This window comes from Ligilactobacillus hohenheimensis (assembly GCF_947381805.1).
Classification (GTDB): Bacteria; Bacillota; Bacilli; order Lactobacillales; family Lactobacillaceae; genus Ligilactobacillus; species Ligilactobacillus hohenheimensis.
Genome location: NZ_CANCXC010000005.1, coordinates 13,233 through 39,213, shown reverse-complemented (window position 1 = coordinate 39,213; position 25,981 = coordinate 13,233). Strand labels below are relative to the sequence as shown.

Here is a 25,981-nt window from a genome sequence, read left to right as displayed (position 1 = left end):
GACTCCGGTTGAATACCGAAATCACGCCTTAGTAGCTTGATAATTTAATCTTGTCTAACTTTTGTCTTGCACTTCAAATTCACTAGGTTGCTTTTTTGGTTCTTCTTTGTAGTGTTTGAGTATACAAAAAGAGTGCTCCTAAACGGAACACCCAGAACGCGTTTGTGACTTTGGCATGTCACGATGTGCGTCAACATCGTCATAACCATTACGTCGACATTGTAACATAACTTGAATAGCGGGAGGTTATTAATTCGTCTGTCCAAGATTTTTACTGTCTTAGAGCAAGTATGCTATTATCATGATAAACGAAGGACATAGCTTCTTATCCCTAACCGGCTGCCTATCCGGTTAGTTTTTTTTGTATAATAACGCCTATTATTCTGTTAAGTGTTTCTTCAGCACGGCTTGGATCTTACTGTCAAACCCCGATAACGCCGCGTACGGGAGGAAAATGGATGCCCGTTTTTCCTTGGGCATACGGGGATAGTGAACGTGAGCCTGATAGTCATAATTAATTAGTTTAGCTTGGTCAGGTTTCATGCATGGTGTCCTCCAATCTGGTGATTTCTCTCTATCGTTCGCGCATGGGGCGCCAGGTCTTCGGCAACAAGCAGGGCATCTTTTCCAAAACGGGTGCGAATATCAAGGGTGGCTTGTTGCAGTTGTTGTTCCTTATGATGGTCCAAGATAACCGGATGTTCAAAGAGGTTAATTTGAACGTATTCAGGAGCGTAGTCACTATGGAGGTCGACAGCTGTAAGGCCGATTTTACGAAGAAGGTAACGGGGCTCAACCTGGTCGCAGTAGGCTTGGCGGAGGGCGGGTTGAATAATCGTAGTTAAGTTTGTCTGGCACGGAAGATTGACCGTGACGTGACGCCGGTGTTCCGTTAAGGCGACCGGTGTTTTCTTATCGTAGCGCACGCTAAGGATAACCTGTTTCGTTTTCTGGTGGTACTCCGTTAACCGGAAGGCGAGTTCAGCGGCCATTTCATCGATAATGGTTATCCCCTCCGAAAAAGCGTACGGGCGGGGAAGCACTTGTCCAACCGAGAGACTCTGGTGTGCTGGTTGGTACCGTTTAATATCCTGAATGGTGATGGATTCATTTCCCCAGGCGTGGTCAATTAGGAGCTCCGCCCGAGTGCCAAAGATGTGAAACAGCAAGGAAGCGTTGTATTTCTGATCCAGCGTTCCCACCGAGCAAGCGGCGACATCGCCCATGGTGTGAAGCCCTAGCCGATTAAGCTTAGTCGCATAGCCACGGCCAATCTGCCAGAAGTCCGTGAGCGGTTGGTGATTCCATAGTTGCTTGCGGTATTCCTCCACGGAGAGAGTGGCAACCTTATACCCCGTTTGCGTGGGCGTTATCCGTTTAGCCATAATATCCATGGCAACCTTTGCCAGGTAGAGGTTGGGGCCAATGCCCACGGTGGCAGTAATGCCGGTTGCGGTAAACACGTCACTAATAATCCGGTCGGCGAGTTCCTGGGCGGTACAGTGATACAGCGTCAGGTACGCGGTGGCATCGATGAATGCTTCGTCGATCGAGTAAATATGAATGTCTTCCGGCGCAACGTAGTTCAGATAAATTTCAAAAATTTGCGCACTAATGTTCTCATACAGTTCCATCCGGGGTTGCGCAATGACAAAGTCTAGCCCCATCGCAGGGTTGCGCAGAATATCAGGCCGGGAGGTTGACGAATAAACCAACCGGTTACCAAGAACGCGCTGGGCCCGGCGGTGGTTAAACTGCTGAACAAGTTCCTTAACCTGGAATAACCTGGGCCGGCCAGGGACGCCAAACGCTTTGAGCGCGGGGGAAACCGCCAGACAGATGGTTTTGTCAGTCCGGGTTTCGTCCGCAACGACAAGGTTCGTGGTGAGCGGGTCAAGCCCCCGTTGGCGACATTCGACGCTGGCGTAAAAGGATTTTAAGTCAATTGCAATGTAGACCTTTTTCATGTTATCTCTCCTTACGAACATGTGTTCGCATATAATAATATAATCATTTTCCAGTAGGAAAGCAACGGTTAAATTAGGAGAAAAGTGCGTAGTTAATAGCAAAAAAGCGTCAGCCCCGGCTTCCCGGAGCTGACGCTGAATCACTTTAAAATGAACTATTGAAATTCCAGAACATCCTGAACGGCGTACCGTTCCGACGTAATTTCATGGGCATTCGGGTCAGGTTTTCCAACCGCAATCCCCAGCGCCGGAACGTACCGGTTGGGGTCAAGACCGAGCGCGGCGGCCGCCTTCTTAGCATCGTAACCGCCAAGGGGATTAGCTTCATATCCGTGTGCCCGGATGGTCAATAGGAGTTGCATGGCAGCAAGGCTACTGTCAATTAAGGCATCGGCAGTGAGGAACTGTTTGTCCGCGTGTTCGTACAGCGGGAGGAATGTTTGGAGAATTTCGTCCAGCCGTTCCTTCGTGATTTGGTGTTCGGTGTACATTTTTTGCCACAGGGCGCGGTATTTCTTAAACGCATCGGTGTCGCCAAAGACCATAATCATTGCGGAACAGGAGTCTAGCTGAGGAAGGTTGAACTTCATGAAGAAGGAACGCAGTTTGTCCTTTCCTTCGGGAGTATCGACAACGACAAAGTGCCAGGCCTGCAGGTTGCAGGATGATGGCGCGGTGATCGCCTCCTGTACCATTTGCTGAAGTTCGTCCCGGGGAATCTTCACTGATGAATCAAAGTGGCGAACAGAATGCCGGTGGAGCATAATGTCCTGAAAATCATTGTTAGTAAATTGCATGGGATAACCTCCTTAAACGTTAACCAATAAGTAACCGCTTTCGTTAATATTATAACATTCCTGCAACGGCTTAACCGGAAAATATTTTTGTTCCCTTTTGTTTTCTGCTCCAACTAAGTATAATAATGGTGGTATTAGGGAATAGTCAGCTTTATTAATGGGGGATGATGAAATTGACGAGTTACTTAGCTAGTCAAAATGCAGTGCGGGGATTTCTAGACAGCCCGGATATGCGGGAACAGGAAGGCGTGATGTTTGCCTACGCGGCGGATGCGGCGACGTTACAACGGTTGGTCCCAGCACCGCTGCGGGTGGCAGCGCCGGTCGTTGCCGGCTACGTGACGCATATGGGAAACCCGTCGTTTGCGCGGCCGTATGATGAGGCGGTGCTGTACACGATGGTGGCGTACCAGGACAAAATGGTTGGGGCGTACCCGTTTGGATTATTCTTAGCCGGTTCGGGCGCAGAAATGGCGTTGGTTGCTGGCCGGGAGGGGGCAAGCATTCCTAAGAAGCTCGCTGATCAGATTCAGATTAAGCACGACGATACGGGAGTACGAGCGCAGGTCATCCGGCACGGGACCACGTTAATGGACGTCCACGTAACGTCGGGAATGCCGAATGATCCTGAGCAGGCCCAGCAGTTGTTTGGCCCGCAGTTGCGGTTAAACCACCCGGTTGAGACGATTAATTTCTTTGTGGACTACCAGCTGGCGCAGCAGGAGGACGGGACGAACCGGTTTACGAATACCCGGTTACTGGCGACCCAGACGACAAACATTACGACCGCCTTCACTCCGGGCAAACTCGCGCTAACGCTGACGTCGAGCGCGGATGATCCGGTTGGTGAGTTAGCGGTGCAGCACTTAATTGGCGGGGGGACGTACACGATGGCTTCCGCTAAGATGCATCAAACAACGGTGCTGACCCAGTTGGACGCCGTAAAGGTGGCGCCGTACTTAATCACCGGGCGCTATGACCAAAGTATTTTAAGTAATAATTAGGGGGAATTAAGTCATGACCATTGAAAACGTAACGATTGCTGGGGCGGGAACCTTAGGAAGCCAGATTGCATTTCAGTCTGCCCTTTGCGGCCACCAGGTGCGTATTTGGAACCCGCACCCGGAGCGGGCAGAACGGCGGCTGGAGGCCTTGCGCCCGTTTTACAAGCGGGACGTTCATCTCACGGATGAACAGTTTGATGAGGCGTTAGCCCGGATTATTTCCATCACGAACGACTGGGAGCAATCATTCCAGGATGCTGACCTGGTAATTGAGGCCGTACCGGAAAGCTTGGAGGTAAAGGAGGAGTTCTACCACCACCTGGCAGAGGTACTTCCGCCAGCAGCGCTAATTGCCAGCAATTCGTCAACGTTTGTTCCGAGCCAACTGGTTAAGTTTGTTGACCGGCCGGAGAAGTTCCTGCACCTGCACTTTGCTAACCATATCTGGCAGTTTAATACCGCTGAAATTGTTGGCAATGCGCAGACAAAGCCGGAAGTAATTGACGCGGTGGTGGCGTTTGCCAAGAGCATTAAGATGCTGCCGATTGTTCTGAAGAAGGAACAGCCGGGGTACATTATGAACTCGTTGTCGGTTCCGTTCTTAAACGCAGCGCTCGGGCTGTGGGTGAAGGGGGTTGCGGACCCGATGACGATTGATAAGGACTGGATGAACTCAACGGGATCGCCGATGGGGCCGTTTATGTCAATGGATATGATTGGTCTCCGGACGGTTTGGGCGATTTACAATGCACATGCGGATGACCCGGCTTCCCAAGCGATTGCCGCAAAAATTAAGGAAATGGTTGACCAGGGACACTATGGCATCGAGGCCGGACAGGGCTTCTACACGTACCCGCACCCGGCATTTGAAGATCCTGATTTTTTGAAGGGCTAGGAAACAATATGTAAGTTACGGGCAGCGCCTGAAAGGGAGCTGCCCGTTTTTTTGCGTTTTAACGGGAACGTTGTGGGTTAGTTAAACGGATGATCTCCTTAATTGCAGGGATAAGTGCAACGGAAACTTTATTCAGTTCCGTAGAATTTAACTCAAAGATAATTTGAATTAGTTTTTGCGCCGCAACGGGGAGTTCGTTATACCGTTCGTCATGGTAATCATCATTAAAAAGCTGCGCCATGGTGATGTCAAGCGCATTGCAGATGTTAATTAGCCGGTGCAACGTAATGTTGTAATCAGGACTACTTTCGACCCGGCTAATGTATGTCGTCGGAACGTTGGATAGTTCAGCTAGTTGTTCTTGGGTGAGGTGATGTTTAAGGCGCTCTTCTTTAATGCGCGGGCCAATCGGAAAATGCTGTGAATACATAGATAATCCCTTCAATTTTAGTTTGGTGTTATATCCGTAACTTAAACGAAAAGCCGAACTTTATTAATCGCATATTTGACAAATTGTATGTTAAGTATTCATATATGATAGGTTGGGTGGTAGAATAATGGCTGTAGGAACATGTTGCTATTATTTTTAGGATGTTTTGTAAGCGCTATCTAAAAAAGGGGAATTATCATTGTTTAAATTTTTGAAGCCCGCACCTATTAGTTCTCATAAGGTTGAGCAGGATAAAATTCACTCAACATATACGAAGAGAAGAATAAGTGTATTCATTAGTATATATATTGCCTATGCTGCTTATTATATTGTGCGTGATAACTTTACTATTAGTCAGCCGTATTTAATGCACTATTATCATTTTTCTAAGGCGTCATTAGGATTAGTGCTATCATGTCTGGCGATTTCTTATGGTTTATCCAAGTTTGTCATGGGTGCTTTAGCAGATAAATGTAATCCACGTTTTTACATTGCCACAGGATTAATTGCTTCGTCAGTGTTAGATTTTCTATTCGGGACAACTAAGAATATAGCTGTCATGATGGGCTTAATTATATTTATGGGAATCTTTCAAGGAATGGGAGCGCCTGCTGCACACAAAACGCTGGCTGTGTGGTTTTCTAATAAGGAGCGGGGGACTTTCGTTTCAGCTTGGAATACATCGCATAATGTTGGTGGGGGAATAATCCCGTTGATTGTATCTGGTGCGTTAGTTTTATTTGGATTACATAATTGGCATTCAATTTTCTTCTTCCCAGCAATGATTTCGATTATTTTGGCAATAATTGTAATTGTTTTTGGAGCTGATACACCTGAAAGTGTGGGATTACCCCCTATTGAGGAATACAAAAAAGAAGATTTTGGAAACGTAAAGGCCGTTAAAGCGCATAATGATATTCCGTTGTGGAAGATTGTTAAAAATTGTATTTTAAAGCGTCCAATTATTTGGATTTTGGCGGTAGCTAATGCAGGAGTATACATTATCCGTTACGGGGTAGAGAATTGGATTCCTATCTACTTACATGTAATGAAGGGATTCACGTTAGCACAAGCGCGGAATTGTTTTTCAATTTATGAATTTGCAGCTATTCCAGGAACTATTCTTTTAGGAATTATTAGTGATAAATTACTTAAAGGGAAACGTGCTGCACTGTGTGCAATGTTAGTAACGTTATTAGGATTGACGTTTGTTGGCTATTGGTTTACGACTAGTCATTCCTTTATTTACTGCGAAGTTGGTTTGATGGGGATTCTAGTATATGGCCCGCAGTGTTTAATTACTGTGTTGACAATCGATTTAGTTCCGAAATTTGCGGTTGGTGGGACGGATGGCTTTGTTGGTCTATTTGGATATATTTTTGGTGAGGTGACAGCATCGTACGTTATCGGAAAATTAATTGATGTAATTGGATGGAAGGCTAACTTCACCACGATTATCGTAGCAGCTATTTTGTGTGTTGTATGTTTTTTGATTCTTATTCGGGGCGAGCGAACCGTTGGTCAAAATTTAGAGAAGGTATATCAACAATTGGGGATAGCAGAGCATTAGCTTATTAAAGTGCTGTCCGCAAGACGTAGTGGATCATTGTAAAATAAAAGCTTGATAAAAAATCCTGTTGGTTTTAGTCAAATTGACTATTACCAGCAGGATTTATTTTACGCTAATTACCTATAAATCAGGAATTAATTAGCATGATAATGACTTTGTGATAAACTACGAAATTCGCGAATAAGAGGGATTAAATCAGTTGATAATTTATCCAAATCGGGTGGGTTGATATCCTTCAGAAGTTGAATCAGCGTTAGCGTTGATTTTGGAAAACCCATAAGTGCTTGGGTAGGATCATCGTTGACCAATTCAGAAATAGAAATATTCATGGCATTACATATTTTAATGATGTTTGTAATGCTAATATTATCCATTTGTCCACGCTCTAATTTTGAGATAAAGTTAACTGATAAACCACTCAATTCTGCAAATTTTTCTTGTGTTAGTCCTTTTTTAGTACGTAATCGTCGAATCTGCGTTCCAATATCAAAATGCTCGTACATAAATTTGCTCCTAAGTGTACTTTGATAACTTAAGAGTAAGAAAATATTAATTATAGTAACACTTAGTAAAGTAATTACCTTTCAATTTTCTGTGATTATAATCACGGATATAGCGCTTAAGGCTAACTCATTTACGAAAGTAAGCGAATAAACGTTTAAAAAGATATCACCCTAAAAGAAGTTAGGGCGGTATCCAATTTATATTGAGGTATTAATCAATTATCAAAAATAAGAGGTGTTTTATTAGTTAGTTGAAATAATTGATTCCCATAACCTGTTTTACTTCGTTAAGAGTCTGAGCCGCGACTTTGTTTGCTTTACGACAGCCCTCATGGAGCATTTCGTAAACTGCAGGAATATCCTTTGAATACTCAATACGACGCTCGCGGATTGGTTTTAGCACGTCATTCAATACTTCAAACAGGTACTTTTTAAGTTTAACGTCACCTAATCCGCCACGCGTGTAATGGTCTTTTAAATCTTGAATCGTGGCTTTATCTTTCTCAAAAATATCAAGATATGTGAAAACAATATTTCCTTCAATATTTCCAGGATCTTCAACATGAATGTGGTTCGGGTCAGTATAAACAGACATTACCTTTTTATACAAAGTGTCTTCATCGTCTGATAAATAAATGGTGTTGCCAAGTGATTTACTCATTTTAGCGTTACCATCCAACCCTGGGATTCTCCCTTCGCCTTGTGGGGGGAAGACCCCTTCAGGTTCTACAAGAACATTTCCGTAAATCGAATTGAACGAGCGAACAATTTCCCGAGTTTGTTCAAGCATGGGCTCTTGATCATCACCTACTGGTACAAGGTTAGCCTTAAACGCAGTAATATCTGCAGCTTGACTAACAGGGTAGGTGAAGAAGCCTGCAGGAATTGAACGTTCAAAATTCTTTTGTTTAATTTCGGCCTTTACTGTAGGGTTACGTTCAAGACGGGAAACTGTTACTAGGTTTAAGTAATATAAGTTTAATTCAGACAAAGCAGGGATCTGTGATTGAACGAAAATGGTAGTTTTCGTGGGATCAAGACCGACTGCAAGGTAATCCAAAGCAACCTGAATAAGACTATTCCTGATTTTTTCGGGATCACGAGCATTATCAGTTAATGCTTGTTGGTCGGCAATCATCACGTACATTTGGTAATTGCCGGTATTTTGCATCTCAACTCGCTTTTTAAGCGAGCCAACATAGTGTCCAATGTGTAACTTTCCGGTAGGTCTGTCTCCGGTTAGTACAACCTGTTTTTTCTTTTCCACTGTTACTCAACTCCTTTTTATAAACAAAAAAGCCCTATTTCTTGACGAAATAGGACGAGAACTCCCGCGGTGCCACCTAAATTATAAAGTAACTAACTTTATCACTTAATTAAGTCGATTTAATTGAAAGTTATGGCTCCAATTCATCCTTTTATTGTTTCTCTCAGCATTTGAAACATCTCTGTAATTGGATTACTACGCACCGTAACTTGATATTGATAATAGCATTAAAAAATATTTTGTCAAGTTACTATAATAATTGCTCGATATGTATTATAATACACGTGTAGGTTAGAAGAAGCGCTTCCATAACCATACAAAAATAAGAGGTGTTAATTATGAACGACAAGAAGGATTACAAGAACATGGATCTTTCGGCCTACTTTATTGGGCCTAAGGGTGAAAATGGTCGGTTATTTAAGGAATTAACAAATGACCTTATTGATGACCATATTGGCTACCGGAAGAACTTTAATGCAGAAGATGCCAATTCCATTTCTGAAGACGAGAAGGATTCTCCGGAATTTCGGAAAGCTGTCGTTAACATGAAGAATGTTCTTAATGAACTTTCAATGAAGATGCGTAGCGGTTCCATTCCGTGGCCGACGGCAGGACGGTACTGGGCTCAGATGGATAATGAAACGTTAATGCCATCATTATTAGCGTACAATTTCGCAATGCTTTGGAATGGGAATGGTGTTGCTTGGGCCGGAAGTCCTGCATCAACCATTATGGAAAAGGAAGTAGGTCAGGATTTAGCTAAGCTAAACGGCTTTAATGAAAATGGTTGGGGCTATGTTGCTACCGACGGTTCAATTGCTAACGTAAGTGCTTTATGGATGGCACGGAACGTTGCATCAATTCCAATGGCAGTTAAGGAAGTATGCCCAGAACTCGTTGAAGGAAAGAGCGATTGGGAACTTCATAACATGTCAGTTAAGGAATCACTTGACCTGTTAGACAAAGCAGGCGACAAGAAGAACGAAGTTAAGGCACGTTCAGCCCGGAGTGGTAAGAACCTTCAGTCACTCGGAAAGTGGTTAGTACCATCAACGATGCACTACTCATGGAAGAAAGCCGTTGATATTACTGGTGTTGGTGAAGACAACTTAGTTGTACTCCCAGTTGATGAACATTACCGGATTAATATTGATAAGCTGGATGCAATTATTAAGGAAAACGTCGAAAAGAATATTCCGATCTTAGGAATTGTTGGTGTTGTTGGTTCAACCGAAGAAGGTGCGATTGACCACATTGACAAGATTGTTGAACTGCGGAAGAAGTACAACAAGCAGGGCGTTGACTTTATTATTCACGTTGATGCTGCTTACGGTGGATATGGCCGGACGGTATACATGGATGAAGATAATAACTTCATGCCTTACGAAAAGTTGGAAGATGCATTTAAAAAATACGGAATCTTCACTGAAAATAACCAGTTCCTTAAGCGTGAAGTATATGACGCATACAAGGCAATCGCTGAAACGGATTCAGTTACGATTGACCCGCACAAGATGGGATACGTACCATACGATGCTGGTGGTTTAGCCATTGCAGATACACGGATGAAGAACACGTTAACCTATGAGGCGCCATATGCATTCCAGGAAGGCGTTAAGGTTCCGGCCTCAATTGGTCAGTTCACGCTTGAAGGCTCTAAGTCTGTTGGATCAGCTGCTGCTGTTTGGGTAGCTAACCGAATCATTCCATTGAACATTGCGGGATATGGTCGCTTAGTTGCACGGACGTTATACGCTGCACGGCGGTTTAACGACATGGTTGATGGAAAGAAGTTCACGGTAAACGGAAAGACAATCGTTTCTCATGCAGTATACGACCCGGACTTCAACATGGTTGACTGGGTATACAAAGAAGAAGGAAATGATAGCCTGAAGGATATGAACGACTTAACCCAGGCTGTGTTCGAGTACACATCATCATCCAAGGGTGGCGACTTGTACGACCTGCAACTGTTAACTTCAGATAGTAGCTTTACCGTTGATACGTACGGCGATGCTCCGGTTAACTTTATCAAGTCACTCGGAATCAACGAATCTGAGTACGACAAGGAAGGTCGTCTGGAGATCCTGCGGTCATCATGCATGACGCCATGGGTATACAACGAAGAAACGTTTGACTACTGGGCACCGCGGATTAACGACGCTATTCAGAAGACACTGGAAAAGATTGCTCAGAACGAGGACATTCTTTAATTAAATATCGCGAAAGGGTTCGGTATGAACCCTTTTGCTGAAATTATTCATTCATTATTTTTAGTGAGGAAAGTGATCACATGATAGGAAGTTTATTAAGTAGCTTAACAGGAACGTTTGTGGATGCAGGGGGCGTCATCGTTGCATCTATTCTTGGGGGGCTTATCGGTAAAAGGCTCAGTGAGAAATACAAAAACGTTCTGATTGGTATTCTAGGGTTTGTGGCATTTAGTGTTGGGATTGAAAGTTTCTCAGAATACATGCCTAAGTCACATTATGCCGTACTGTTTATTGTAGCTATGGTTGCTGGGACGGCACTTGGGACGTGGATGGATCTCGAAGGTAAAATTGATGGCCTTACTGCTGGAAAATCAGCGGGATTAGGAAAGTCAATTGTCACTGAGATTATTCTGTCAACGTTAGGTGCTTTACCGATTGTCGGGTGTATTATGGCTGCTACGGAACATAACTTTACATTCTTATTCATTAACGCATCCCTCGATTTCGTAATGGTTCTAACATTGGCTGCTGCTGACGGGATGGGAATGATGGCATGTGCACCGGTAATCTTTATTTACCAGTTTGTCATTATCCTAATTGCGACATTTGCACGTGGAATCTTGACACAACCGTTCATTACCGAGATTGCCATTCTTGGTGGATTGATGGTTGCTTCCTCAGGGTTAAGCTTGATGGGATTGAAGGATTTAAAGACGTCCAACATGATTCCAGCACTACTTGTGCCGATTATCTTCTTTGCATGCAAGGGAATTTTCGGGCTTTAATTTAGTGATGAGGAGAGCGATGCTTGCATCGCTCTTTTCGTACCATCACAATCATGGGGTGTTCATATGGATATTATTGAAGATTTGAAATGGCGGGGGGCCATTAACCAACAGACTGACGAAGAGGGGTTGCGCCAACTTTTAAAGGATAAGAAGATTTCACTGTACTGTGGGACCGATCCAACGGGCGATAGTCTTCATATTGGCCACCTGATTCCGTTTATTGTGTTAAAGCGGTTTGAACTTGCCGGCTACCACCCGTACATTTTAATTGGTGGTGGGACCGGATCCATCGGCGATCCAAGTGGTCGGAAAACTGAGCGGCAATTACAAACGATGGATAAGGTTCGGCATAATGTTCAGGCCCTCACCGAACAGGTTACACGGCTGTTTGGCGGGTCAGGGCATATCTCGTTTGTTAACAACTACGACTGGTTATCCAAGTTAAACCTGCTGGATTTCCTGCGGGATTACGGGAAAGAGTTTGGGGTCAACACGATGATTAAGAAGGACATCGTGGCCAGTCGGCTAGAGAACGGAATCTCGTTTACCGAGTTCACGTACCAAATTTTGCAATCCGTTGATTTCTTACACCTGTACAAGGAAAATGACATTCAGCTGCAGGTTGGCGGGGCCGATCAGTGGGGGAACATTACTGCGGGAGTTGATTTAATTCATAAAAAGGAAGGCCAGGATGCTAAGGTGTTCGGGCTGACGATTCCGCTGATGTTAAAGGCTGATGGAACCAAGTTTGGAAAGACTGCTGGCGGGGCTGTTTGGCTGGACGCCAAGAAGACGTCACCGTACGAGTTTTACCAGTTCTGGTTGAACCAGGATGACCGGGACGTAGTGAAATACCTGAAGTACTTCACGTTCCTCAGTCACGCTGAAATTGATGAGCTTGCCGCAAAGGTGGCAACGCATCCTGAGCGGCGGGAAGCACAGCGGGCCCTTGCGCGGGAAGTGACGACCTTCGTTCACGGTAAGGCGGCAATGGAAGAGGCGGAAAAGATTTCGCAGATCTTCTTCAGCGGTGATATTAAGCAGCTGACGCCGGATGAAATCGAGCAGGTCTTTGGTAAGATGCCTTCCGTGAAGGTGAGCGCTGCTAAGGCGAATATCGTGGACTGGCTGGTACAAACGGGAATTGAACCGTCAAAGCGTCAGGCTCGCGAAGACGTTACTAACGGCGCCATTACAATTAACGGTGATAAGGTCCGGGACGTTGATTTTATCCTTGATCCAATGGCTGCCTTTGAGGGGAGGTGCGTAGTTGTCCGGAAGGGAAAGAAGCATTACACATTGGCACACGTTGAATAGAGAAGTAAATTAGTTTGAGATGTTGCTACCAGGGAGCATCCGGGATGCTGGTCAGAGGGCCACCGTTCCGGGTGTTTTCCTATTTTTGATATTAAATGTCATTATGAGTTTGAAATCGATACTAAATAGGGTATAGTAGGGGGGAACAGAAAGAGTCACAGAAGGGGAGGAATTCTTGATGAACGGATACTCAGTTGAAAACCAACAGCAGGGCTTAAACAAGTTTCTGTCCAAGGTCTACTGGTACATGGCGGGGGCGGTGCTGGTGTCAGCCATTACGGCCCTCGGGACGGTGGTTTTGTTTGGAAACATGGTCGATGAACTGCTGGGGCAGCACCCGGTAGTGTACTTTATTTTGCTGGCAGTGCAGCTAGTGATGGTGGCCAAGATGTCGTTCAGTAAGTCGCGCTCATCAGCCATGAGTAACTTCATGCTGTTTGGCTTTGCGGCACTGGAGGGAATCATTTTTAGTTCGATTCTCCTTGAGTTCACGGCTGCGGACATCACGTTGGCCTTCGTGGCAGCGGCGGTTGACTTTGCAGTCCTGGCCCTGTACGGGACCCGGACTAAGAAGGACCTCAGTAGCTGGGGACGGCAGGCCCTTGCAGCGTTGATTGCGATTTTGATTGTCTCCGTGGTAAACATCTTCCTGCAAAGTTCGCTGGTTGAATTCGTGATTTCAATTGCCGGGGTTTTGATCTTTAGCGTGCTTTCAATGTGGGACGCTCACCGGATTAAACAGATTTACCTGCAAATGGGGGAAGCGGCCAATACCACCCCAATCGTTGTGAGCGCGGCCTTACAGCTGTACCTGGACTTCATTAACTTGTTCTTGGAATTGCTGGAGATCTTTGGTTCAAGCGACCGTAACTAAATAAACGCAGAGCAAAAGGGGGTGGGATTTAGGTCCCACTCCCTTTGTGCGATTAATTATTGTTTTTGGCTAACTCAGCTTCGATGGCTTTGCCCACCCCGTCCTGGTCGTTGGGGGCAGCGATGTACCGCGCGAGGTGCTTGACTTCTGCGGAGCCGTTTTGCATGGCATAGCTAATCCCTGCCACCTTCAACATGGAAACGTCGTTGTTATTGTCACCGATTGCCATGACGTTATCCAGCGGGATGTTGAGCATGTCAGCGTACTTGCTGACGGCGATTCCCTTCTGGGCGTTAATGTGGTTTACTTCGATGTTAGAGGCGGCCGACGATGTGATGGCGATGTTATCGTGGGCCGCCAGTAGTTCCTGCTTGAGGGGCGCAAGGACGGTCGGCCCCGCCGAGGAAAACGCCACAACCTTGAAGAACGTGGTGTGCGGGTTATCCAGCAGCTCCTGATAGTCGTCAATGTAATTGATGTTTAACAGCTCAAGGCGGGCGGAGGAGCGGATGACCGCTTCCTTAAACGGCAATCCCGGGTGAATTCTGGTCAGGAGCTCGGCGAAGTTTTGGATGCGTTGGGTTTTGTCGTCCGAAAAAACGCCCTTTTCGGTAATGACCTCGATGTACAGCCCCGCCTGGTGAAACCGCGTGATGAGTTGGTCGGCCAGCATCCGCGGGAGGGGGGCGGCAAAGATTTCCCGGCCCTCTTCGTCAAACATCCGCCCGCCGTTCATCGTAATCATCGGGCAGTTAATCTGGGCGGCCTCAAGCAGGGGCTTGATCTCGGAATACGCCCGCCCCGATGAAACAACGAAGGGCACGCCTTCCCGCTGTGCCTGCTTAATTGCAGCAGCGTTGCGCGGTGAAATTACCATGTTGTTATCCAGCAGCGTTCCGTCCATGTCTGAAGCAATCAGTTGCACCATTGTAAAAAACCTCACTCGTATGATAGATTCCGCTTACATTTTAGCATGAATTTGGGCGAGGTTCGGCGAAAACTATGATAAACTGGGAGTGAGGTGGACGGAATGAAGACGTTAATTCACAATGACTGGCAGGACGTATTGGCGCCTGAGTTTGAAAAGGAATACTACCAGCAACTTCATGCGTTTTTGAAGGATGAATACCAGCATCACCGGGTTTATCCGGATATGTACCATATTTTTCAGGCCTTTGAGTGGACCCCGTTTTCTCAGGTGAAGGTGGTTATCCTGGGGCAGGACCCGTACCACGGCCCGCACCAGGCCCACGGGTTAAGTTTTTCGGTGCAACCCGGGGTCCCGGTGCCGCCATCCCTGCAGAATATCTACAAGGAACTGCAGGACGACCTGGGGATTGCGCCGGTGAACCACGGTTACCTGAAGAAGTGGGCGGACCAGGGGGTACTGTTGCTCAACTCGGTCCTCACTGTGCGTGACGGGCAGGCCTTCTCCCACCAGGGCCACGGCTGGGAACGACTGACGGACGTTGCCATTCACCAGCTTTCTGAACGGCCGAAACCGGTGGTCTTTATCCTGTGGGGGCGCGCTGCCCAGAATAAAATGACGCTAATTGATCAGACCAGAAACATTGTGATTAAGTCGGCCCATCCCAGTCCACTGTCGGCCAGTCGGGGGTTCTTCGGTTCGCGGCCGTTTTCAAAGACTAACGCTGCACTGACCGCAATGGGTGAGGAGCCGATCGACTGGCAGCTACCAGCCGATCCGACTGCAGAATAATAATAGGGGGAAATGTAAATGGACATTTTTGCAAGTTTAACCGCGAAGATTAAGGGAAAAGAACCAACGATTGTGTTTCCGGAGGGCACCGAGCCCCGGATTTTAACGGCAGCCTTGCGGTTGGCGGATGAACAGCTCGTGCGGCCACTTTTGCTGGGAGACGAGCAGGCGGTGAAGGCCGCCGCTGCGACGGCCGGCCTGAAGTGGAACGATGCGGTAACGGTGATTAACCCGCAGACGTATCCGGCCGAGAAGTATGCCACCATGGTGGAGGCCTTCGTTGATCGCCGCAAGGGAAAGAACACGGCGGAAGAGGCCGAGAAGATGCCGCGGGATGAAAACTACTTCGGGACGATGCTGGTGTACATGGGACTGGCGGACGGACTGGTTTCCGGCGCGGTTCATCCAACCGGGGATACGGTGCGGCCGGCCCTCCAGATTATTAAGACGAAGCCGGGCGTCCACCGGACAAGTGGCGCGTTTATCATGACCCGGAATGGTGGCGATGAGCGCTACGTCTTTGCCGACTGTGCGATTAACATCAATCCGGATGCGCCGACACTGGCTGAAATTGCCCAGGAGAGTATCAAGACGGCGCGGTTGTTTGACATTGACCCCCGGGTGGCAATGCTGAGTTTTTCAACCAAGGGTTCGGCGAAGTCAGACGAGGTTACCAAGGTGACGGAGGCAACCCGAATGGCGCAGGAGCAGGCGCCTGACGAACAGATTGACGGAGAACTGCAGTTTGACGCGGCGTTTGTCCCAACAGTTGCCGCCCAGAAGGCCCCGGATTCAGCGGTTGCGGGCCACGCGACGGTCTTTGTTTTCCCGGAACTAGAGGCGGGAAACATTGGTTACAAGATTGCCCAACGGTTTGGGGGCTTTGAAGCGATTGGACCGGTTTTGCAGGGTCTGAACAAGCCGGTTTCTGACCTGTCCCGGGGGTGCAACGCTGAGGACGTCTACAAGGTTGCAATTATCACCGCCGCACAGGCCGTTGCAACGGATTAGGAGGAAACGAGAAGGATGGAGATAACGGTAACGGACGCACAGCAGACGATTCGGGTGGGGGAGCAGTTAGCGCCGCTCCTTAAGTCCCAGGATGTTTTGTTGCTTGACGGGGACCTTGGCGCGGGAAAGACCACCTTTACTAAGGGGGTGGCCCAGGGCCTGGGAATCCACCGGCGGGTGAAGAGCCCGACGTTTACGCTCGTGCACGAGTACCATGACGGGCGGTTACCGTTATACCACATGGACGTATACCGGTTGGAGGATGCTGATCCGGGTGATTTAGGGATTGCAGAGTACTTTGATGGCGACGGGGTCAGTGTGGTGGAGTGGTCCCAGTTTATTAAGGATGAGCTCCCGCCCACGTACTTGCTTGTTCGTTTTATCAAGGACGAGAACGACGACAGTCGCCGCACCCTGCGGTTTGAACCCCATGGTGAACGGGCAAGGAAACTTGTGGATCAGCTAGCTTCACGGATAAAATAATAAGACAAGCAAAGAGCGGCTGTACCTGATGCACATCCGCTCTTTTAGTTATCTGTCATGTTTATTTGGCCGGCCGGTGGGCGCCTTGGGGAAACAACGGCCAAATGGCGTAGTGATGGTGGTGCGCCGATGTTGTTACGAACTGCTGCTCGTAGCGTTCGTGGGTCGCCATAATTGCGTCCACCGGAATGTGCCCGCTAATGATGTCAAGGATAATCGTGTACGATTCGCAGGCATTCAGGGCGATGCCGTAGTCAAACCCCGTCACGTTTTCCAGGACAACGGTGGGATGCCGCTGGGCGTTCATGTTGATCGCCAGCTGTTGGTCCCGCTGAAACGATTTGTGGGCCAGCTTAGAATTACGGTCATCCTTGAAGAACTCCCAGTCAAGCCCCGCTTGCTCAGCTGCTTGGTGAACCACGGCCAATGAATACGGTTGGTGGTCGATTAAGAGAAGCTGTTGAAGCGCAAAGAGGAATTTGCGTCCCCGGCGCTTTCCCTGGAAACGAGCCGCTTCGTAATCAAGCGAAACCTGGTAAACCTCGTCGGTCACCGCATGCCGCACCTGCATATTGTCCTCTTGAAGGTGCCGCCGGTTGATGATCCCCGACACGGTATCCAGCGTTACGAGCGGGTTAATTTGGAAATTGACCTTTTCGGTGGTTTGATGAATTACGGAGAGGATGTTTTGCTCAGCATCAAAGCACCGGTTTCCGAGCGGATTGATAAACAAGTAAACGTCAAGCACCGTGCGCACCTCCATCGTTAGTTAGTTGCTAGTTTTATTCTACAAAAAATGGGTGGGAATTCAATGAATCTGCTTTTAGTGGTTCCTGTAATTTTAGGGTGGGTATGGTAAACTTGAAGTGGATTTTAGTGCGAAAAGGGGCGGACGGATTGGATCCGGATGAATGGGAATCGTTTTTAACGCCGTATCACCAGGCAGTGGGGGAGTTAAAGCTTAAGTTCCGGGAACTACGGAATCAGATGCTGGCGACGACCAAGCACGTGCCAATTGAGTTCGTCACCGGCCGGGTGAAACCAATCGAAAGTATCAAGGAAAAGATGGTGCGCCGCCACGTGACGGTGGACCGGCTCGCAGAGGACATGGAAGACATTGCTGGGTTGCGGATCATGTGCCAGTTTGTTGAAGATATTTATCAGGTGGTTGCCCTGATTAAGCAGCGCCATGACCTGACGGTGGTTCAGGAGCGGGATTATATCCAAAACGCTAAGGCAAGCGGGTACCGGTCGTACCATGTCGTCTGCACGTACCCGTTACAGTGTTATGACGGGGAGAAAAACGTGCAGGTCGAGATCCAGGTGCGGACGTTAGCGATGAACTTCTGGGCAACCATCGAACACTCGTTAAAGTACAAGTACCAGGGGAACCTTCCGGCTGAAACTAAGCAGCGGCTCCAGCGGGCGGCCGAGGCGGCGTTTTTACTTGATAATGAAATGTCGAGTATCCGGGAGGACATCCAGGAAGCCCAGCATGCGTTTGAGCACCGGCAAGACAGGAGGTAAGCCGTGAAGATTGGAATTTATGCAAATTCGGGGCGGGCATCCCGCACAGTTGCGGCGAAGCTCCGGCAAAAGTTTACTGAGCGGCGCTTTGAGCTGGACGACGATCATCCCGACGTTGTGATTAGTATTGGGGGTGACGGGACGTTGCTGTCCGCGTTCCACCACTATGAAGATCAGCTGGCGACCGTCCGGTTTATCGGGGTGCATACCGGTCACCTGGGATTTTACACCGACTGGCGGAGTGACGAACTTGACGACCTGGTAATTAGCCTGCAAAACGAAAACCAGCAGGCGGTGAGTTACCCGTTACTGGATGTGCGGGTGAAGTTTGCCGGTGACCCGCACCCGCACGACTACCTGGCGCTAAACGAAGCAACGATTCGCCGCCTGACCGCCACGATGATGACGGACGTGTACGTCGGGGGCGAGTTTTTCGAGCGCTTCCGGGGTGATGGGTTGTGCGTCTCAACCCCAACTGGTTCCACGGGGTACAACAAATCCCTGGGCGGGGCCATCGTCCATCCTAACCTGGACGTTTTACAGATGTCCGAAATTAGTTCGATTAACAACCGCGTTTTCCGGACGCTGAGCGCACCAATGATTATTGCGCCGAACGACTGGATTACGCTGATTCCTTCCAAGGAAGGAGCGGTCATTATGACCGTTGATTCGGACTACTACCATGACCAGCAGATTGAACGGATGCGCTTCCGGATTGCTAAGCAGCGGATTTACTTTGCGAAGTCCCGGCATACGCGCTTCTGGCAGCGGGTTCAGGATTCATTTATTGGACCAGACTATGAAGATTAAGTGGCAGGTTGACACGCCGGCGCGGAAGTTACGGACGTTTTTACGCCAGCAGGGAGTTTCCCGGCGGTTGCTTGCCCACGTGCGTAATGCGGGCGGCGCTTTGTTGGTAAACGGGGATAACGGGCGGATGATTGACCGGGTGATGCCTGGTGATCAGGTTACGCTGGTGTTACCGCCAGAAGAAAACCGAAAGACGCCGGTGATTCCGTCGTACGTACCGGTAGACGTTCTTTACGAAGATGATGATTTTCTGGTAGTAAACAAACCCCCGTTTGTGGCGGCGATTCCTTCACCGCTGCACCGGGATGATTCCCTGGTTAGCCGGGTGACGGGGTACTACCGGATTCGGCACTATGATGATATTATTCCGCACCTCGTCACCCGCTTGGACCGCGACACGTCTGGGGCGGTGTTGTTTGCGAAGCACCGCTACGCCCACGCGTTGATTGACCAGGAATTGCAGGCGGGGCGGATTCATAAGGAATACTGTGCGGGTGTCGAAGGCCCAATTTGGTGGCACCACCGGATGATTACCGCGCCAATTGGTCGCCAACCCGGGAGTACGATGAAACGGATGGTACGAAACGACGGGAAACGGGCGGTAACTGAGGCGTGGGTGGAGCACCGGCTTGCTGGGGTAACCCAACTGCGGGTGCGGTTATGGACGGGACGAACACACCAAATCAGGGTGCACTGCGCTGCGCTGGGCCATCCGTTAATTGGCGATGATATGTACGGTGGGAAAATGCTTAACGGAATGGAACGGCAGGCCCTCCATTGCCGGCAACTGCGTTTCTGGCAGGTGCGGACACAGCGGTGGGTGACCGTTACGGCCCCGCTTCCGGAAGATATGCGGCGGTTACTGAAAATGAAGTAAACGGCCGGCGGATAAGTAGTTTAAAAAAGGTCCTGAAAGGAAGAAACCCTTCGAATCATGATTACGTGATTCGGAGGGTTTTATGGTTACGCTATTTTTCGGTGATAAACGGAACGATTCGCTGGGTCCCGTACTGTTTAACTTGTACCAGCAAAATTTGGGCGCACGCCACGCAGTCGTCCAGGGCGTTGTGGTGGTGCTCCAACGCAACGTGGAGGGCCGCACTCACCGTGTTGAGTTTATGGTTGGCAAGGTTCGGCATTAACTGGCGGCTCGTTTTAACCGTATCAATGACGAGAAAATGCGGTGGTGTAATCCCGTAGTGCGTGAGGGTGTGTTGCAGAACGCTGCAGTCAAACGGGGCGTTATGGGCAACAATGATTTGTTCGGGGCCAAACAAAGCGGCGATGTGGGGCCAGAGTTCGGCAAAGGTGGGGGCATCGGCAACGTCGGCGGCAGTGAGTCCGTGAATTTGGGTATTCCGCGCAGCAAACGGCATCTGGGGGTTAATTAATGAATAAAACCGGTCAGTGATGACGTTATTCCTAACGACTGTCAGGGCCAGTGAACATGCGCTGGCCCGCTTGGCGTTGGCCGTTTCAAAGTCGATGGCGGTAAAGTCCATGAAGTATCCCTCCTTTAAGCTGTTTTTTATTTTACCCCAATTAAACTTCGAGTGCGCGTTTTCGGTGAAAAATGGTAGAATGGAGACATGAATTTTGCCAGAGGAGGCGGGATAACGATGCTTGATCAAGCAGCGGTAACGGCCATTGTAAATAACCAGTTACAGGGGATTGAGGCCCACCCAAACGAGCCCCTTGCCCACTTTACTAATACCCGGACTGGGGGGCCAGCCGACTGGGTGCTTTTTCCGAAGTCACCGTCGGAAGCCCGTAAGGTAGTGACGATTGCCCATGAAAACGACATTCCGCTCACGGTTCTGGGAAATGCCAGTAACCTCATTGTAAGTGACAACGGGATTCGGGGAATTGTCTTAATCCTGACGAAGATGAATGAGGTGGTTGTCCGGGGCAACCGGGTGATTGCGCAGGCCGGGGCGACCATGATTGCGACGACGGAAGCGGCCTACCATGCTGGGTTGACGGGGTTAGAGTTTGCCTCGGGAATCCCGGGAAGTGTTGGCGGCGCCGTCTTCATGAACGCCGGTGCGTACGGTGGCGAGATGAAGATGGTTGTGGAACAGGTGACGGCCATTACGCGGAACGGTGCGCTGCGGGTGTACTCAAACCGGCGGATGGACTTCGGGTACCGGCACAGTCGGGTTCAGGACGCGGATGAGATTGTCCTTGACGCCACCTTTGCGTTGACGCCCGGCAATCCAGAGGAAATCCGGGCTAAGCGGGACCACCTTAACTTTTTGCGGGCGGCCAAACAGCCCCTGGAGTACCCGTCATGCGGAAGTGTCTTTAAGCGGCCAGAAGGGCATTATACCGGGAAACTGGTGCACGATGCCGGGTTGCAGGGCTACCGTGTTGGGGGCGCTGAGGTTTCAACCAAACATGCGGGGTTCATCGTGAACGTCGGTAATGCGACGGCCGCTGATTACGTGGCGGTGATTCGCCATGTTCAGCAGGTGGTCAAGGAAAAGTTTGACGTGGAACTTGAGACGGAAGTTAGAATTATTGGGGATTAAGGTATGGTGTGGAGCCGAACCACCATGCAAATAAATTAAGGCGCGACGCTGAGCGGCGGAGCCGGTCAAGGAGGGACTTATTATTTGCGTGAAGGTGGTTCGAGCGGAGCCGGATTAGAAAAAGTGTAGCGCCGCAGAGCCTCGCCCGTAGCGGTAGTCAGACGAAGGACGAATTTACTCCATAAAATAAGCAGATCACTTATCGGTGACCTGCTTATTTAATATGGCTTAGTCTGAAGTGGTCGACTCTAAAGCCATTTTAGTAATCATAATTGCGCCCCAGATAACCAGTTGAAGGATGGTCATTAGGAGAACAAACGTAACCATACGAAGGTTCCACATTGTCACCAGTTCGCTTACAACCCACCCGGGACTCATGAACAGGTAGGCGGTGTGAAGCCGGATGAAGCGGCCCACAAACACGCCGATCGAAGTGAGCAGGGTTAGCCCAACAACTAGACTGCCATGAGCAACGAATCCTTCCCAGTGCCACCGTCGTTGAAGAGCAGTAGCCATAAATTCAAGGCTCCACGTTCCGATGATGGCAAACCCAATTACCCCAGAAACGAGGGTGAAAAACGCAAGCCATAGGTGAAGGTCAAACCGCATCAGCATGGTAACGCTGTTATACGGATCAAACTTTGCGAGGTGAAACAGGTCGGTTAGCAAGTATGGCGTGTTGGGATAAAAAACCAGCCATAAAAACGCTAACGGGTAAAACTGCCACGCCCGCTGGTGAGTGGGGTGCACGTGGAACGCACATTCGATAGGAATGTATGCGAGGAAGCTATTTAATGTTAGGAAGGACAGCGCTGAAGAGTGAATCCCCGTTTTCAGGTAGACGTACCCAAGATACAGCAGCGCGACGCCCCGGATAAGCCAGCGAAGTTTTTTTGGCATGGTGTTCCCCCCTAATAGTAATAATTGTCTCCTTTAGTTTCCCACAGAAGACGAAGTAGTGTAAAGGTTCGTGATATAATCATTAGCGAGAATTTAATAAAGGGGGTTTGGCCATGACTTTTGCGTGGAGCGACATCATCACCTGGCAGCACTTTATCAACCTGCTGGATATTGTGGTGGTGTGGTACGCAATCTATAAGCTGATGATGCTGATTCGCGGAACCAAGGCGGTGCAGCTGCTCAAGGGAATCGTGGTCATTGTGGCAATTAAGCTGGTTAGTTGGTACCTGGGGTTAGAAACCATTTCCTGGATTATGGACCAGGTGATTAACTGGGGAATCATTGCCATCATCATTATCTTCCAGCCGGAAATCCGGCGCGGGCTTGAACATCTTGGCCGGGGGCTTGTCTATAAGCGGCAGGACGAGGACCGTGAAAAGATGATTCACGAGCTTGATAAGGCAATTCAGTACATGTCCAAGCGACGCATTGGGGCGTTGATTTCCATTGAGATGAATACTGGGCTCGAGGATTATATTGAAACCGGGATTAAGATGGATGCGGACATCACGGGAGAACTGCTGATTAACACGTTCATTCCGAACACACCGTTACATGACGGGGCGGTCATCATCAAGGACAACCGGATTGCCGTGGCGGCGGCGTACCTGCCGTTATCCGATAGTAATTTAATCCCCAAGTCGCTGGGGACCCGGCACCGGGCAGCGGTCGGGATCAGTGAAGTAACCGACGCCTTGACGGTTGTTATTTCAGAAGAAACCGGGGGCGTTACGATTACGCAGAACAACGAGCTGATGCGCGACCTAACACGGGAGGATTACCTGAAGATTTTGCGGAATGAACTTCTTCCCCAGGCAGATTCGAAGTACCGGCTTTTTGGGCGGAGTGGCACCAAACACCACGCCCATACTGCTCACCGGCGGAAAAGGGGGCGGCACGTTAAATGAAACTTTCGAAGTTCTTTAATAGTAAAACGTTCTACCGGATAATCTCACTGATTTTTGCCCTCATGCTGTTTTTGTACGTTAATTCGATGAAGCTGAACACGACCAGGTTTGCCCCAAACGGTGACGTGGGCGTGGGCTTCGTGAATAAGGCAACGACGCTGCGGGTTCCGGTGCGGATTCTGACAAACCAAAACGGGTACTTCGTGACAGGGTATCCCAGCATGGTGAAGGTGCGGGTTACGGGCCCAAGTTCACTGGTAACGGCCGCTCGGAATACGCACAGCCTGCAGGTGACTGCCGATTGTACGCACCTTGGACTGGGTAACCACACCGTCAAACTGCAGCCCCGTGGGTTTAACCACGATCTCAGTGTCCAGGTTGAACCTAGCCGGGTAAACCTGACCGTTAGCCGGCGGGAAACGGCGGACTTCCCGGTTCAGGTGCGGTTTAACAGCCGGAAAATCGCAAAGGGGTATGCTGCTGGTCGGCCAACTGCAAGCGTTAACGTGGTGTCCGCAACGGGACCGGCTAAGGATATTAACCGGATTGACTGCATTGTTGCCCGGGTAAAACTAAGTAAGCACACCCGGGGAACGGTGCACCAGCAGGTTGCCCTGCAGGCGGTTGACGCAAACGGCCAACCGTTAAGTGATGTTATCCTATCGTATAAGATGGCGCGGGTGACCGTCCCGATTTTTTCGGCGAAGTCAACCAAGAGCGTTAACGTCCAGCTCGTGAAGTCCGGGAAGGGCGTTAAGGGTAACCACTATAGTTTCACGACGGACACGAAAAACGTCACGGTGCACGGGTCGAAGCAGGCCCTCGATAAGTTAACGACCCTCAAGGTGCCGGTTGCCGTTGCGGGAATCGATGGTACAATGGACAAAACAATTGCCCTGAGTCCTACCCAGTACGGGATTACGGGAATTGACCCGGCAACCATTAAGGTGCACGTCACGGTTACGAAAGATTAGCAGTTAATAACTAGAAGCGAAAGGATTGAACGAAGAATGAAGTATTTTGGAACGGACGGTGTGCGGGGCATCGCGAACCAGACCCTGACACCAGAACTAGCCTTTAAGCTCGGCCGGTGTGGGGGGTATATTCTTACCAAACACGCCGAGGATAACCACACGCCACGGGTGCTGGTTGCCCGTGACACCCGGATTTCGGGGCAGATGCTTGCCGAGGCCATTACGGCGGGACTGTTATCGGTGGGGATTGAAGTGTTCTCACTGGGCGTAATGACGACGCCCGGGGTGGCCTACCTCGTGCGGCTACAGGGGGCTGATGCGGGAATTCAGATTTCAGCGTCCCACAACCCTGTCCAGGATAATGGGATTAAGTTCTTTGGCGGTGATGGTTACAAGCTGTCAGACGAAAAGGAAGAGGAAATCGAAGCCCTCTTGGAACAGGAAGAAGACAGCCTTCCCCGGCCGAGTGCTGAGGGCTTAGGGACCCTCAGTGACTACCGGGAAGGGGTTCAGAAGTACACCCAGTTCCTGGAACAAACAATTCCGGATAACCTTGAAGGCCTCCACATTGCCGTTGACGGGGCTAACGGGGCAACGAGTGAAATTGTGTCCCGCCTGTTTGCCGACCTGGGAGTAGAGTTTGACACCATGGCAACCACGCCGAACGGATTAAACATTAACGACGGCGTTGGCTCAACGCACCCAGAAGCCCTCAGCAGGTTTGTGGTGGAAAAGGGTGCCCAGGCTGGGGTGGCCTTTGACGGTGACGGCGACCGGTGCATTGCGGTCGATGAAAACGGCCAGGTTGTCGACGGCGACAAGATCATGTACATCTGCGGGAAGTACATGAGTGACCGTGGCCGGTTAAAGAAGGATACCATTGTAACGACGGTAATGAGTAACTTGGGACTGTACAAGGCGATGGAAGCAAACGGCCTGCACTCGGTTAAGACCCAGGTGGGTGACCGGTACGTCGTTGAGGAGATGTTGAAAAACGGGTATAACCTTGGGGGCGAACAGTCCGGCCACGTTGTGTTCTTAGACTTCAACACGACGGGCGATGGAATGCTGACGGCGTTACAACTCCTGAACATTATGAAGAAGACGGGGAAGAAGCTTTCTGAACTGGCCGCGGAAGTGACGACTTACCCGCAGGAATTAGTTAACGTTAAGGTTCAGGATAAGAAGAAGGCCCTCGAAAACCAGGCCATTAAGGACGTGATTGCTAAGGTTGAGGATGAGATGGCCGGCGAAGGGCGCGTTCTTGTGCGGCCAAGTGGGACCGAAGACCTTCTCCGGGTCATGGCAGAAGCGAAGACGCCCGAACTGGTTCACCAGTACGTGATGGAAATCGTTGATGTGGTAAAAGACCAGGTCGGCGTTGAGGATTAAGGATAGAAGAATAGCCCCGGATGGTTGGATGACCATCCGG

The 25,981-nt window shown here is 49.3% G+C and carries 27 protein-coding genes; 17 read left to right on the top strand and 10 right to left on the bottom strand.

The genetic code is table 11. The annotated features are described in order from the left end of the window. Nucleotides 1-378 precede the first annotated feature (378 nt). The 3 genes from QOR60_RS06580 to QOR60_RS06570 form a co-directional block, all read right to left on the bottom strand. On the bottom strand, nt 379-543 hold the full coding sequence (locus QOR60_RS06580; protein WP_283582581.1) for a hypothetical protein: 165 nt from the start codon (nt 541-543) through the stop codon (nt 379-381). Then, complete coding sequence (locus QOR60_RS06575; protein WP_283582580.1) at nt 540-1,967, bottom strand: Y-family DNA polymerase; 1,428 nt, start codon at nt 1,965-1,967, stop codon at nt 540-542. Before QOR60_RS06575 ends, QOR60_RS06580 begins: the two co-directional genes overlap by 4 nt. A 155-nt stretch (nt 1,968-2,122) precedes the next feature. Continuing rightward, nucleotides 2,123-2,764 (bottom strand): nitroreductase family protein, encoded by a 642-nt coding sequence (locus tag QOR60_RS06570; protein ID WP_283582579.1) that lies wholly within the window; start codon nt 2,762-2,764, stop codon nt 2,123-2,125. A 173-nt stretch (nt 2,765-2,937) separates the two neighbouring features. On the opposite strand from QOR60_RS06570, the gene QOR60_RS06565 reads away from it, so the two are divergent. Continuing rightward, nucleotides 2,938-3,768: an acetoacetate decarboxylase family protein gene (locus QOR60_RS06565; RefSeq protein ID WP_283582578.1), complete on the top strand. Its 831-nt coding sequence runs from the start codon at nt 2,938-2,940 to the stop codon at nt 3,766-3,768. A 13-nt stretch (nt 3,769-3,781) separates the two neighbouring features. After that, nucleotides 3,782-4,663, top strand: coding sequence for a 3-hydroxyacyl-CoA dehydrogenase (locus QOR60_RS06560; protein ID WP_283582577.1), 882 nt, complete (start codon nt 3,782-3,784; stop codon nt 4,661-4,663). Between the two features lie 58 nt (nt 4,664-4,721). Here QOR60_RS06560 and QOR60_RS06555 read toward each other — a convergent pair whose 3' ends face one another. Continuing rightward, nucleotides 4,722-5,093 carry a helix-turn-helix domain-containing protein gene (locus QOR60_RS06555; protein ID WP_283582576.1) on the bottom strand — a complete coding sequence of 124 codons (372 nt, stop codon included), beginning with the start codon at nt 5,091-5,093 and terminating at the stop codon, nt 4,722-4,724. A gap of 199 nt (nt 5,094-5,292) precedes the next feature. On the opposite strand from QOR60_RS06555, the gene QOR60_RS06550 reads away from it, so the two are divergent. After that, nucleotides 5,293-6,663, top strand: a complete 1,371-nt coding sequence (locus QOR60_RS06550; protein WP_283582575.1) for an MFS transporter — start codon at nt 5,293-5,295, stop codon at nt 6,661-6,663. Nucleotides 6,664-6,797: 134 nt separating this feature from the next. On the opposite strand, the gene QOR60_RS06545 is transcribed toward QOR60_RS06550, so the two are convergent. Both QOR60_RS06545 and trpS read right to left on the bottom strand, forming a co-directional pair. Next, a complete protein-coding gene (locus QOR60_RS06545; RefSeq protein ID WP_283582574.1) occupies nt 6,798-7,166 on the bottom strand; it encodes a helix-turn-helix domain-containing protein in 369 nt (122 codons plus the stop codon). A 247-nt stretch (nt 7,167-7,413) separates the two neighbouring features. Then, nucleotides 7,414-8,433, bottom strand: coding sequence for a tryptophan--tRNA ligase (trpS, locus tag QOR60_RS06540; RefSeq protein ID WP_283582573.1), 1,020 nt, complete (start codon nt 8,431-8,433; stop codon nt 7,414-7,416). Between the two features lie 338 nt (nt 8,434-8,771). Between trpS and QOR60_RS06535 the strand changes: the two genes are divergently transcribed. The 4 genes from QOR60_RS06535 to QOR60_RS06520 all read left to right on the top strand — a co-directional run bounded on the left by QOR60_RS06535 (nt 8,772) and on the right by QOR60_RS06520 (nt 13,625). Then, nucleotides 8,772-10,646, top strand: a complete 1,875-nt coding sequence (locus QOR60_RS06535) for a pyridoxal-dependent decarboxylase (protein WP_283582572.1) — start codon at nt 8,772-8,774, stop codon at nt 10,644-10,646. 80 nt (nt 10,647-10,726) lie between these two features. Further along, nucleotides 10,727-11,431: a DUF554 domain-containing protein gene (locus QOR60_RS06530; protein ID WP_283582571.1), complete on the top strand. Its 705-nt coding sequence runs from the start codon at nt 10,727-10,729 to the stop codon at nt 11,429-11,431. Between the two features lie 66 nt (nt 11,432-11,497). After that, a complete protein-coding gene (gene tyrS, locus QOR60_RS06525) occupies nt 11,498-12,751 on the top strand; it encodes a tyrosine--tRNA ligase (RefSeq protein WP_283582570.1) in 1,254 nt (417 codons plus the stop codon). A gap of 178 nt (nt 12,752-12,929) precedes the next feature. Next, entirely contained in the window at nt 12,930-13,625 is a 696-nt protein-coding gene (locus tag QOR60_RS06520) for a Bax inhibitor-1/YccA family protein (RefSeq protein ID WP_283582569.1), read from the top strand. A 52-nt stretch (nt 13,626-13,677) separates the two neighbouring features. On the opposite strand, the gene QOR60_RS06515 is transcribed toward QOR60_RS06520, so the two are convergent. After that, a complete protein-coding gene (locus QOR60_RS06515; protein ID WP_283582568.1) occupies nt 13,678-14,553 on the bottom strand; it encodes a Cof-type HAD-IIB family hydrolase in 876 nt (291 codons plus the stop codon). Nucleotides 14,554-14,655: 102 nt separating this feature from the next. On the opposite strand from QOR60_RS06515, the gene QOR60_RS06510 reads away from it, so the two are divergent. The 3 genes from QOR60_RS06510 to tsaE are packed head-to-tail and all read left to right on the top strand — an operon-like array spanning nt 14,656 to nt 16,839. Beyond that, entirely contained in the window at nt 14,656-15,345 is a 690-nt protein-coding gene (locus tag QOR60_RS06510; RefSeq protein ID WP_283582567.1) for a uracil-DNA glycosylase, read from the top strand. Between the two features lie 18 nt (nt 15,346-15,363). Further along, on the top strand, nt 15,364-16,356 hold the full coding sequence (gene pta / locus QOR60_RS06505) for a phosphate acetyltransferase (RefSeq protein ID WP_283582566.1): 993 nt from the start codon (nt 15,364-15,366) through the stop codon (nt 16,354-16,356). 15 nt (nt 16,357-16,371) lie between these two features. Then, nucleotides 16,372-16,839 (top strand): tRNA (adenosine(37)-N6)-threonylcarbamoyltransferase complex ATPase subunit type 1 TsaE, encoded by a 468-nt coding sequence (tsaE, locus tag QOR60_RS06500; protein WP_283582565.1) that lies wholly within the window; start codon nt 16,372-16,374, stop codon nt 16,837-16,839. A gap of 61 nt (nt 16,840-16,900) precedes the next feature. Here the strand turns inward: tsaE and QOR60_RS06495 are convergent, their stop codons facing one another. Beyond that, nucleotides 16,901-17,587, bottom strand: coding sequence for a DsbA family protein (locus tag QOR60_RS06495; RefSeq protein WP_283582564.1), 687 nt, complete (start codon nt 17,585-17,587; stop codon nt 16,901-16,903). Nucleotides 17,588-17,691: 104 nt separating this feature from the next. Here QOR60_RS06495 and QOR60_RS06490 point away from each other — a divergent pair, with 104 nt between their 5' ends. Genes QOR60_RS06490 through QOR60_RS06480 form a run of 3 tightly spaced genes read left to right on the top strand, consistent with a single transcriptional unit; the run spans nt 17,692 to nt 20,053 of the window. Next, nucleotides 17,692-18,366 (top strand): GTP pyrophosphokinase, encoded by a 675-nt coding sequence (locus QOR60_RS06490; protein WP_283582563.1) that lies wholly within the window; start codon nt 17,692-17,694, stop codon nt 18,364-18,366. A 3-nt stretch (nt 18,367-18,369) separates the two neighbouring features. Then, complete coding sequence (locus QOR60_RS06485) at nt 18,370-19,176, top strand: NAD kinase (protein ID WP_283582562.1); 807 nt, start codon at nt 18,370-18,372, stop codon at nt 19,174-19,176. Beyond that, nucleotides 19,166-20,053, top strand: coding sequence for an RluA family pseudouridine synthase (locus QOR60_RS06480; RefSeq protein ID WP_283582561.1), 888 nt, complete (start codon nt 19,166-19,168; stop codon nt 20,051-20,053). Before QOR60_RS06485 ends, QOR60_RS06480 begins: the two co-directional genes overlap by 11 nt. A 91-nt stretch (nt 20,054-20,144) precedes the next feature. Here the strand turns inward: QOR60_RS06480 and QOR60_RS06475 are convergent, their stop codons facing one another. Then, nucleotides 20,145-20,678, bottom strand: coding sequence for a 3'-5' exonuclease (locus QOR60_RS06475; RefSeq protein ID WP_283582560.1), 534 nt, complete (start codon nt 20,676-20,678; stop codon nt 20,145-20,147). A 117-nt stretch (nt 20,679-20,795) separates the two neighbouring features. On the opposite strand from QOR60_RS06475, the gene murB reads away from it, so the two are divergent. After that, nucleotides 20,796-21,707, top strand: coding sequence for a UDP-N-acetylmuramate dehydrogenase (gene murB / locus QOR60_RS06470; protein ID WP_283582559.1), 912 nt, complete (start codon nt 20,796-20,798; stop codon nt 21,705-21,707). A gap of 228 nt (nt 21,708-21,935) precedes the next feature. Here the strand turns inward: murB and QOR60_RS06465 are convergent, their stop codons facing one another. Further along, complete coding sequence (locus QOR60_RS06465) at nt 21,936-22,607, bottom strand: DUF1361 domain-containing protein (RefSeq protein WP_283582558.1); 672 nt, start codon at nt 22,605-22,607, stop codon at nt 21,936-21,938. 113 nt (nt 22,608-22,720) lie between these two features. Here QOR60_RS06465 and cdaA point away from each other — a divergent pair, with 113 nt between their 5' ends. From cdaA to glmM, 3 genes are read left to right on the top strand one after another with little or no spacing between them, the layout of a single operon-like run. After that, on the top strand, nt 22,721-23,575 hold the full coding sequence (gene cdaA / locus QOR60_RS06460) for a diadenylate cyclase CdaA (protein ID WP_283582557.1): 855 nt from the start codon (nt 22,721-22,723) through the stop codon (nt 23,573-23,575). After that, the gene (locus tag QOR60_RS06455; protein WP_283582556.1) at nt 23,572-24,549 is read left to right on the top strand and encodes a CdaR family protein; all 978 of its coding nucleotides are present in this window, start codon (nt 23,572-23,574) and stop codon (nt 24,547-24,549) included. Before cdaA ends, QOR60_RS06455 begins: the two co-directional genes overlap by 4 nt. 36 nt (nt 24,550-24,585) lie before the next feature. Then, nucleotides 24,586-25,941, top strand: coding sequence for a phosphoglucosamine mutase (glmM, locus tag QOR60_RS06450; RefSeq protein ID WP_283582555.1), 1,356 nt, complete (start codon nt 24,586-24,588; stop codon nt 25,939-25,941). The last annotated feature ends 40 nt before the right edge of the window (nt 25,942-25,981 follow it).

What these genes read in the sequence shown, in the direction of transcription:
- tyrS (WP_283582570.1), top strand. Translation starts at nt 11,498, where the DNA reads ATGGATATTATTGAAGATTTGAAATGGCGGGGGGCCATTAACCAACAG.
- QOR60_RS06510 (WP_283582567.1), top strand. Translation starts at nt 14,656, where the DNA reads ATGAAGACGTTAATTCACAATGACTGGCAGGACGTATTGGCGCCTGAG.
- QOR60_RS06490 (WP_283582563.1), top strand. Translation starts at nt 17,692, where the DNA reads ATGGTAAACTTGAAGTGGATTTTAGTGCGAAAAGGGGCGGACGGATTG.
- QOR60_RS06480 (WP_283582561.1), top strand. Translation starts at nt 19,166, where the DNA reads ATGAAGATTAAGTGGCAGGTTGACACGCCGGCGCGGAAGTTACGGACG.
- QOR60_RS06575 (WP_283582580.1), bottom strand. Translation starts at nt 1,967, where the DNA reads ATGAAAAAGGTCTACATTGCAATTGACTTAAAATCCTTTTACGCCAGC.
- QOR60_RS06580 (WP_283582581.1), bottom strand. Translation starts at nt 543, where the DNA reads ATGAAACCTGACCAAGCTAAACTAATTAATTATGACTATCAGGCTCAC.
- QOR60_RS06515 (WP_283582568.1), bottom strand. Translation starts at nt 14,553, where the DNA reads ATGGTGCAACTGATTGCTTCAGACATGGACGGAACGCTGCTGGATAAC.
- QOR60_RS06545 (WP_283582574.1), bottom strand. Translation starts at nt 7,166, where the DNA reads ATGTACGAGCATTTTGATATTGGAACGCAGATTCGACGATTACGTACT.
- QOR60_RS06530 (WP_283582571.1), top strand. Translation starts at nt 10,727, where the DNA reads ATGATAGGAAGTTTATTAAGTAGCTTAACAGGAACGTTTGTGGATGCA.
- QOR60_RS06570 (WP_283582579.1), bottom strand. Translation starts at nt 2,764, where the DNA reads ATGCAATTTACTAACAATGATTTTCAGGACATTATGCTCCACCGGCAT.
- tsaE (WP_283582565.1), top strand. Translation starts at nt 16,372, where the DNA reads ATGGAGATAACGGTAACGGACGCACAGCAGACGATTCGGGTGGGGGAG.
- glmM (WP_283582555.1), top strand. Translation starts at nt 24,586, where the DNA reads ATGAAGTATTTTGGAACGGACGGTGTGCGGGGCATCGCGAACCAGACC.
- QOR60_RS06455 (WP_283582556.1), top strand. Translation starts at nt 23,572, where the DNA reads ATGAAACTTTCGAAGTTCTTTAATAGTAAAACGTTCTACCGGATAATC.
- pta (WP_283582566.1), top strand. Translation starts at nt 15,364, where the DNA reads ATGGACATTTTTGCAAGTTTAACCGCGAAGATTAAGGGAAAAGAACCA.
- QOR60_RS06555 (WP_283582576.1), bottom strand. Translation starts at nt 5,093, where the DNA reads ATGTATTCACAGCATTTTCCGATTGGCCCGCGCATTAAAGAAGAGCGC.
- murB (WP_283582559.1), top strand. Translation starts at nt 20,796, where the DNA reads ATGCTTGATCAAGCAGCGGTAACGGCCATTGTAAATAACCAGTTACAG.
- cdaA (WP_283582557.1), top strand. Translation starts at nt 22,721, where the DNA reads ATGACTTTTGCGTGGAGCGACATCATCACCTGGCAGCACTTTATCAAC.
- QOR60_RS06560 (WP_283582577.1), top strand. Translation starts at nt 3,782, where the DNA reads ATGACCATTGAAAACGTAACGATTGCTGGGGCGGGAACCTTAGGAAGC.
- QOR60_RS06535 (WP_283582572.1), top strand. Translation starts at nt 8,772, where the DNA reads ATGAACGACAAGAAGGATTACAAGAACATGGATCTTTCGGCCTACTTT.
- QOR60_RS06475 (WP_283582560.1), bottom strand. Translation starts at nt 20,678, where the DNA reads ATGGACTTTACCGCCATCGACTTTGAAACGGCCAACGCCAAGCGGGCC.
- QOR60_RS06465 (WP_283582558.1), bottom strand. Translation starts at nt 22,607, where the DNA reads ATGCCAAAAAAACTTCGCTGGCTTATCCGGGGCGTCGCGCTGCTGTAT.
- QOR60_RS06520 (WP_283582569.1), top strand. Translation starts at nt 12,930, where the DNA reads ATGAACGGATACTCAGTTGAAAACCAACAGCAGGGCTTAAACAAGTTT.